Origin of the sequence: Symmachiella dynata (assembly GCF_007747995.1) — a bacterium.
Classification (GTDB): domain Bacteria; phylum Planctomycetota; class Planctomycetia; order Planctomycetales; family Planctomycetaceae; genus Symmachiella; species Symmachiella dynata.
This window is the reverse complement of record NZ_CP036276.1, coordinates 7,256,507-7,264,384: the sequence shown is the minus strand read 5'-3', so window position 1 is coordinate 7,264,384 and position 7,878 is coordinate 7,256,507. Positions and strand designations below refer to the sequence as shown.

Sequence of the window (7,878 nt, the reverse complement as noted above, 5' to 3'; positions counted from 1 at the left end):
TCGAGACCGTGACGTCCAACCAAGATATTGTTTAGAAAGCTCGTGTTCATGCGTAATTTTTTACCGATTGCCATCCTGGCGTTTTTTGTTTCGCCGGCAGTGACAAATGCGGGAGCTGTCCTTTCTGTCGATATGGATCCACTGACGCCGGGGATTCAAAGCTCGACGACAGTGCTGCTCGGCGACATCTTCACCGTAGATGTTGTGATCAGCGATAACGGCTTGCCCCTGTCACCCACAATTTTCGATACGATCTTGTTCGACCTCGCCTATAATGATGCAGGAGCCGTTCTCGGTGCCGGTCCCACTGGATATTTGGGCGGAGCATTGGCCGGAGTCAATCCTGGAACGATCGATCTGTTTGGCTTACCGTTTCCGCAGTTTGCTGCGACCGGTGCTCCATTGACAGCGCAATTTGCTGTTCCTCCGATTGGTTTCGCATCGGGAGCTGGTGCAGTGGGGCTGTTCTCCCCGTTCCCCTTTACGATCCTGCCCGGTGAAACATTTTCGGTATTGAGTTACGACTTTGTTGCACTCGCGCCAGGGGAAAGCACGGTTCTTGCGGTCGGCACGCCGCCGGGGAGTCCCGTGCTCTCATTGCTTGGGCAACCGGTTGACGCTCAGTTGGTTTCGGGTTCGGTCACCGTTGAACAACCGATTACTGTCGTTCCTGAACCGCAAGGCCTGATCTTGGCAGGACTTGGAGCGTTCTGTTTGATCCTGTTTCGTGCAAGATTGAAAAACGCATCGACCAGTTGTGCCGCGTGATTCTTAATCAATAGCGCCGTCACTGTTGCGGTCCAACCGACCAAACCACGCCGGAGTCTTCGAGTCGGATCCACGATCCGCACGTGTTGAAGAGGAACGGTCGCTAGCAGCCCGTTGAAAAAACGAATACATCCAAGAGTTGGTATTCACTCCTAACTTGCCCAGCAGTGTTTTGCCGGTCACACGTTTTGCACTGGGGACAAGCCGCCTGTGGCCCCCTTTTTAGGGCGTGCAGCTAGCAACGCGTCGCAGATTGGGGAGATGAGAATCGGGGCTGGTAGGCTTGTTTTTATCCGATGATTTTCGTTATGACCGGATAGAATTTAGCTGTACTGCCCCCTTTGATTTGGAGACTCCTTATGTGTGATCAAGATCATTTTGAAGACGATCTTAAGAAATATTCTCGTCGGGACTTTGGTGCGATGGCGGCTGCGGCAGTCGGTGCTGCCATGCTGCCGCGTACGGCGAATGCGGCAGAGGTGAGTGGACGCGACGTCGTGATTGAAACTCCCGACGGCAAATGCGATGCCTACTTTGTGGCTCCCAAAACCGGTAAGCACCCAGCGGTGCTTATCTGGCCGGACATCTTCGGATTGCGCCCGGCGTTTCGTCAGATGGGCAATCGGCTTGCCGAATCGGGGTACAGCGTATTGGTCGTCAATCCGTTTTATCGCACCCAAAAGGCGCCGACCGCTCCCAAAGGGGCGAACACGCCGATTCCAGATGTAATCCCGCTGGCGCGGTCGTTGAATGCAAAGACGCAAACCACAGACTCCAAGGCGTTTATTGCTTGGCTCGACGCGCAACCGCAGGTCGACAAGAGCAAAAAGATCGGTACCACCGGATACTGCATGGGAGGCCCCATCGTGATGCGGACGGCGGCAGCTGTGCCGGACCGTGTCGGAGCAGGGGCGACGTTTCATGGCGGCGGCTTGGTCACCGATAAACCGGACAGCCCGCATCTGCTGATCCCCAAAATGAAGGCACAGTTCCTCAATGCGGTCGCCGAAAACGACGACGAACGCGATCCCGAAGCGAAAGAGGTGCTCAAAAAAGCTTTTGCCGACGCAGGACTCACCGCCGAGATCGAGGTGTACCCCGCCGCACATGGTTGGTGTCCGCCCGACACCAAGGTGTACAACCAGAAACAAGCAGAGAAAGCTTGGGCACGCATGCTCGCGTTGTTTAAGCAATCGCTGGTGTAGCCTAATCGTCGGTCCGCACTAGGCCATGATGGACTGGATCGGTTTGCCCTGAGCAATTGGCAAGGGGCGATCGAGCCGGTCGTAGATCTGTGTTTCCGGGTCGATGCCCAGCAAGGCGTACATTGTCGCAGCGATGTCGCCTAGCGTGACGGGATCGCGATCGGGATAGGCGCCTTGTTTGTCGGAGGCTCCGTGAATTGCCCCGCCGCGAATTCCTCCGCCGGCCATCAGGACGGTGTAACAAAACGGCCAGTGATCGCGGCTGATGTTTTTGTTGATTCTCGGCGAGCGTCCAAATTCACCCATCCAGACCACTAACGTCTCATCTAATAAACCGCGCGTTTCCAGATCGAGAAGTAACGTCGGCAAAGTTTGTTCGGTGATCGGGAGATGAAATTCCGGCAGGATCTTGTACATCCGCGTGTTGTTAAAGCCATGCGTGTCCCAGCCTCCGCTGGTGGTACTTTGTCCTCCAATGCCCTTGGAAAAATAAACGTTGACGAACTTCACACCTGCTTCGACTAATCGTCGCGACAACAGGCAGCCTTGGCCGTAGGTGGTGCGGCCATAATTGTTGCGGACTTTTTCCGATTCCTGTGTCAGGTCGAAGGCTTGTTGGACACGCGATGAGGCCAGCATGGTCAGGACTTTTTCATAGTAGTCGTCCAGGCCGCGGGCTTGTGTGGAGGACTCCCACAGTTGGGACTGTCGATTCAACAGACGTTGCATGTGACGTCGGTTCGAGAGTCGGTCCTGCGAAAGATTCGCAGGCAGGCTCAGTTCGGGGAGTTTAAAGTGGGGATCGTTGGGGTCTTCGGTGATGAGCAGCGGATCGAATTTCTTGCCGAGAAAACTGGCACGTTGGCCGGGCGTGGTCGAGCCGTCGGCAATCACGTAAGGGTAGGAAACAAACGTCGGCAATTCCGAACTGGCCGGGGCGACTTGATCGACAATCGAACCATAGGCCGGATAAAGGTCGGGCAATTCCCGTAGGCGCTGATCGTCGAGCGGAGGGGCAACGCCTGTTAAAGCGTGGTAACCGGCTGAGTTGTGGTTCTTCATTTTGTGATGCACCGACCGGACGAGTGCGACGCGGTCCATCACCTTAGCGGTTTCGGGCAGGTGTTCGCAGGTGACCAATCCAGGGACGGAGGTCTGAATCGGTGCGAATTTGCTACGAATTCCATCCGGCGCATCGGGCTTCATGTCGAACATGTCAACATGACTCGGCCCACCGAACTGAAACAGAAAAATCACAGATTTAGCGCGACCTGGTGGTTTTGCGCTGGGCTGTTTCGGTTCGGATGCGGAAAGCAACTTCGGGAGCGTGAGCCCCAAAAATCCAGCGCCGCCGATTTTCAGCAGATCCCGGCGTAGAAACTGCTCATCCTGAAAATGACGGACGGCGGAATCCAACTGGCTTTGATTGTACTGTGGCCTATTCATGATCTCGGTGCTTCACTTAGTGCCGCAAAAGAAATTCATTCGAGTTCAGCAGCGCCCACAACAAGTCCTCCAATGTCTCGCGAGTCAAATCGCCCTGTTGAACATTGGACAGGACGGTGGCCATTTCCTCTGCTGTGGGGGACCGTGTCAACGTCGACCAGAAGATGTCGTTGATGACCTCTTCGTGTGACCGTTTGGATTGCAGTAGCTCATCCACTCGGTTTTCATCCGCGGCCAACAATTGATTCATTAACGGGCCGCTGACCATTTGGAGTGTTTGACTCAACGTCGTTTCGTTGGAGCGTTCGCACTCGCAGGTTTGCATTCGTTGCGGCTTTCCGAAGGTCAGGAGGAATTGATCCCCTAGGCTGAGTTGTTTGTCCCGCGGCCGAATCGCGCGGACTCCGGGCAATTGCGACGCTCGCATTCCCACGGGAAAGCCATTGAATGCAACCGGTTTGCCGGCCACCTGCGAAATGGCATCGAGGATTTGCTCGGCAGTCAGTCTGCGGACAACGGGTCGCGCGAAGTTCTCCAACTCCATCGCTGTGCCGGGCGCAGTCGGCAATGCTGCTTGGTAGACGTGCGAATTCATAATCGTGCGAATCATGTGCTTGACGTCGAAGCCGCTGGCGATGAAGTCGTCGGTTAAAGCGTCGAGTAACTTCGGGTTCGAAGGAGGATTGGTAACCCGAAAATCGTCGATCGGTTCGACGATCCCGCGACCGATCAATTGGTACCAAATGCGATTGACCTGCGCGCGGGCAAATAGTCGATTCTCAGGAGAGACGATCCAAGCGGACAGCTGGAGCAGTCGGTCGTCTTGCTCATCGATGGATCGGTCCGAGGCTCCTAAAAACCTTGATGCAGCCGGCTGCCCTGTGACCGCATGCTTCACATGACCTTTGGAAGTCATGTAGACGATCTGCTCACCGATAAACTCATTCTTGTCGAGCTTGTCCTTGCGTGTGTTGTCGACTGTTTTGTAATTCACCTGCGCAAACAAATTCGCCCAGCCGTAGTAGTCGTCTTGCGTCCAACGATCAAAAGGATGATTGTGGCATTTAGCGCATTGCAGTCGGATGCCCAGAAACAATTGGGCGGACGATTCGGCGCGGGTGATCGGATCACGCAATCCGCGATAAAAATTTGCCGGAGGATTCTCATAGGTCGATCCCCGGGCGACAATCAATTCTCGGACGAACTGGTCCAGCGGCATGTTCTGTGCAAATGCGCGGCGAATCCAAGCGTGGAAATTCTCCACCCCTTTGCGGTCGAGTGTCTTCTCTTCGTTTCGCAACAGGTCGGACCATTTGAGTGCCCAGAAATCGGCGAATTCGGTTCGGTCCAATAATTCCTCAATCAGCCGCGCTCGCTTATCCGGCCGGTGATCAGAAATGAAACGCTGAGCTTCAACGGGCGTCGGCAGCAGACCCAACAGGTCCAAATACGAGCGCCGCAGAAAGACTTCATCGCTGCAAAGAGGAGTAGGGTTCAGTCGCAATTGTTTCAATTTTGCGAAGACATGTTCGTCCACATAGTTGTGCGGATTCGTGGCCTTCCAATTGTCGCCGTTTTGCTGCGAAATGAATGCAAGTCGCACGGCGAATTGTTGGTCCAAGTAGCGAACATTGACCCAGGTTTCGCCAAAATCTTCGCGCTGCACGAGACCGCCGATGCTTACGGTTACGTTTTGATTGACCGGTTCATAAACCGCCAGCCGTGTGACATCGCGCGAGGTGCCGTTGGAGAATTGCGCCAGCACCGTCAGTTGAATCTTGTCTATATCACCGACAACAATTTTCTCTTGCGGGGTGACCGTGAGTCCCGTCAAGCGCTCTGCTTGATCGGAGTCGAATGGCATGTTGGCTTCGAGCCATTGCAGGAGAATTTTGTACTCAACCGAATCGACATCAAACCGCCGCCCCCCTTCGTGGGCGACCTCCATAGTCGGTTTGAGCAACAACAGGCTCTCGGCGGGATTCTGCACGTTCACGCGACGCCCGGATAGATTGCGCGACAGAGACAGATAATCAAAGCGCGGGTCTTGTCCACGCAGTGAAAGTCGAAAGCCCCCTTTGCCAAATTTATTGCCATGGCAAACGCCCTGATTACACCCCGCTTTGGAAAAAACAGCCATCACGTCGTTGAGGTAGCTAATCTCGCCCGCAACCGCGCAAGCAGGGGCACACGCTAATAAAATGCCCAGGATCGTCAATCGAATACTCAAAACGCGCATTTCCTCAGCCTACGAAAAAAAGAGCCCCATTCTAGCTTAACCATGTCCACACCCTTTTCAAGTTGATTGTCGATGATTCGAGCGAAACAGGCTGTGTGAATCACTGAATGAAGGGCGACCGCGTTCTGTTTGATCGTGGCCGATTTGTGGCAAGAAATGGCATCTCGCTGTTTGCATCACTGGGGTCGTATCACGCAGGAAAAACGTGACAATGCGGAAACATCCGTCTAAAATGGGGCGACCCGGGCGATAGGCTGCAACTTTGCCGTCTGCCAGTACTGGATTGAAACTCCCTCTAACATCAGTGAGTTGCTGGAGCCTTGACCGGCGTGGAAGAAACGACAACAGCAACAGTTGACGATTACGGGAACCCCATCCCCGTTCACCCGATACAGGTTCACCTGGCGCGGATCATCGTCGTTGCCGCCTTCGTCATGATTATCGCCCTGCAGTTTTCTGGAACACCCCCTGTAAACGTTGCCACCAAAGGGGACTCGACTGTTTATACCGAGAATTTGTCATCCAAACTGCCCTTCATCATCTTTCCTGTACTTACGGGAATCGGTGCGTTTGTCTTCGCACTTCAACCTGGGATTTATCGCTTCTTTTCCGTTGCACTTGTCGCGATAACCGCATGGATGGCATTCAATACATTCGACATAGTCAGTAGCAACCATAACGTCACTCTCACACCCACGCGCGTTACTCGTGAGGTCGGCACCAAGGCTAAACCGATTCGCCACAGTATTGATTTTACAAAAACAGCTTATCTCTACATCGATCAAGTCCCGGGCAGCCGTGAACCCAAGCACGAGCTTGTGGCAATCGCCGCCGATGGAGCGGAAACGCGCGTACCCATATCGGGCATGATGCGTTTCGCTCTGCCACAGATTCTGGAGACTGCAAGCCAGCGTTACATTATCATTGGTATGTCGGAAAACGGGTCGGCTATTCCAGACGCCCTTCAACGAGACCTCAGCAAATAGCCAATGCGTGTACTGCAGCGTTGGATTGTGCGAGGCTCTAGGTTCAAACTGCACTGGCTGTCGCCCGGTGGTCTTCAAGCGTTCTGTTTTTGAATCCACAATGAAATCGAAAATAAACCGCAAAAAAATCTTCGATGCCGCTCAGGGTGGTGACTTGGAGATGACACGCGCTTGCCTCGAAGCGGGGGCCAAGCCAGCCGCCAGGAATGAATACGGATTCACGGCCCTGCATTGCGCAGCAATGGGAACGAACACTGGTGATCTAAGCAAAATCCTTGCCGTGATGCGACTTCTTATCGATGCTGGTAGCCCATTGGAGTCGATAGGAGGTGGGGGCCGCACGCCGCTCTATCTCGCAGCAGAGTTTTCTCCATCGACTGAACCAATTCAGCTACTGCTTGATGCAGGCGCAAATCCAAATACTCGCGATGGAAACGGGAATCACATTGTTACCAACGCAATGACACTTGAAGCGCAAGAACTCCTTTCGCGAGTTACGGGCGAACCTGTGCCCGAGCCACCGCCGCCTGAACCCGAGCCAATTAAAATGACAGCCAAGCAATGGAACGAGGCCAAGCGTCACATCGACTCGATATTTGATCAACTCTCAGAAGCGGGTTTGGTTACACTTCAGGACGCAGGATACACTCAAGAAGATGGCTTCTCCGATTGCGCCGAAGTATTTCACGATCGCGGCGGCGAAAAAGCCGGTCTGCATGGATGCCGTTTTTATACACGTCAAGACCTAGATCGCGCCAAGCAAACCAGCCAGCTACAGCTCGCTTTTTGGGGTGCTCCCAAAGGACAACCGAAAGACATGGAACGGGTTGGCCAGTTGATTGTTGACACATTTCGAAGAAATGGGTTTAACGTCAACTGGGATGGTTCTGGCGGAAGGCGGCCAGCAGTTTATCTCCTCGGGTCCGTGTAGTTGGATTCCTGCTTCAAAGAAACTCAATAATCCGCACGGTTGGCCGCGAAAGATTCTTTCAGGACTCAGCCGTGGGAGTTGTTTGTGAATAGGCATGAACGTTTTGCAGCAGTGAAGGACGTCGTCAAAGGGAGTAGGTCAAGAATGAAGGAACGCATAGTATTTTCGGGTGGTGAGAAAGCGGTATTTCCGCCGATTGAACTTGTCCAGAGTGAATACGTAGCCTTGCGATTCCCTGACCGAACGTACCATCAAACTTATGCTACAGGTGTGCGTAGCGACGCAGATTCAAGAATGGAGATG

At 53.8% G+C, this 7,878-nt stretch carries 6 protein-coding genes; 4 read left to right on the top strand and 2 right to left on the bottom strand.

The window, feature by feature from the left end; translation table 11 throughout:
* Positions 1–48 precede the first annotated feature (48 nt).
* Positions 49–768, top strand: a complete 720-nt coding sequence (locus tag Mal52_RS27695) for a hypothetical protein (RefSeq protein WP_145380100.1) — start codon at positions 49–51, stop codon at positions 766–768.
* Between the two features lie 359 nt (positions 769–1,127).
* A complete protein-coding gene (locus Mal52_RS27690; RefSeq protein ID WP_145380099.1) occupies positions 1,128–1,973 on the top strand; it encodes a dienelactone hydrolase family protein in 846 nt (281 codons plus the stop codon).
* Between the two features lie 18 nt (positions 1,974–1,991).
* Here Mal52_RS27690 and Mal52_RS27685 read toward each other — a convergent pair whose 3' ends face one another.
* Together Mal52_RS27685 and Mal52_RS27680 are read right to left on the bottom strand one after the other, a co-directional pair.
* The gene (locus tag Mal52_RS27685; protein WP_145380097.1) at positions 1,992–3,419 is read right to left on the bottom strand and encodes a DUF1501 domain-containing protein; all 1,428 of its coding nucleotides are present in this window, start codon (positions 3,417–3,419) and stop codon (positions 1,992–1,994) included.
* Between the two features lie 16 nt (positions 3,420–3,435).
* Positions 3,436–5,649 carry a DUF1549 and DUF1553 domain-containing protein gene (locus Mal52_RS27680; protein WP_197534514.1) on the bottom strand — a complete coding sequence of 738 codons (2,214 nt, stop codon included), beginning with the start codon at positions 5,647–5,649 and terminating at the stop codon, positions 3,436–3,438.
* 338 nt (positions 5,650–5,987) lie between these two features.
* Here Mal52_RS27680 and Mal52_RS27675 point away from each other — a divergent pair, with 338 nt between their 5' ends.
* A complete protein-coding gene (locus tag Mal52_RS27675) occupies positions 5,988–6,644 on the top strand; it encodes a hypothetical protein (RefSeq protein WP_145380093.1) in 657 nt (218 codons plus the stop codon).
* A gap of 100 nt (positions 6,645–6,744) precedes the next feature.
* On the top strand, positions 6,745–7,575 hold the full coding sequence (locus tag Mal52_RS27670) for an ankyrin repeat domain-containing protein (RefSeq protein ID WP_197534513.1): 831 nt from the start codon (positions 6,745–6,747) through the stop codon (positions 7,573–7,575).
* Positions 7,576–7,878: the final 303 nt, after the last annotated feature.